This window comes from Burkholderia sp. CpTa8-5 (genome assembly GCF_017815045.1).
Classification (GTDB): Bacteria; Pseudomonadota; Gammaproteobacteria; order Burkholderiales; family Burkholderiaceae; genus Burkholderia; species Burkholderia sola.
The window spans coordinates 1-410 of the sequence record NZ_JAGIQD010000088.1; the positions used below are offsets into that span (position 1 = coordinate 1).

Sequence of the window (410 nt, forward strand, 5' to 3'; positions counted from 1 at the left end):
CCGCCCAGCGTCGGGCTGCCGGTGCCGAACGCGCCCGTCAGCGAGATCTTCGGGAAGAACGCCGCGCGCGCCGCGCCGATGTTCGCGTTCGCGGCCAGCAGCGTCTGCTCGGCCTGCATCACGTCAGGACGACGCGTCAGCAGATCCGACGGCAACCCGGCCGGCACGTCCGTTAGCAGGTTCTGCGCGTCGAGCGGCATGCCCGCCGGCAGATCGTCCGGCAGCGGCTCGCCGATCAGCAGCACCAGTGCATTCAGCGCCTGCGCACGCGCACGCGCCTGCGCCTGCTGGTTCGCGAGCGCCGTCTCGACTACCGTCTGCGCCTGACGCAGATCGAGCTCGGAGCCCGTGCCGTTGTCGAATTGCAGCTTGGTCAGGTCGTACGACGCCTGCGCGGTCTTCAGCGTGTC

The 410-nt window shown here is 70.2% G+C and carries 1 protein-coding gene; it reads right to left on the bottom strand.

The window, feature by feature from the left end; all coding sequences use genetic code 11:
- A partial coding sequence (locus J8I35_RS34445) for a TolC family protein (RefSeq protein ID WP_209929403.1) occupies nt 1-410 on the bottom strand: 410 nt, incomplete at both ends.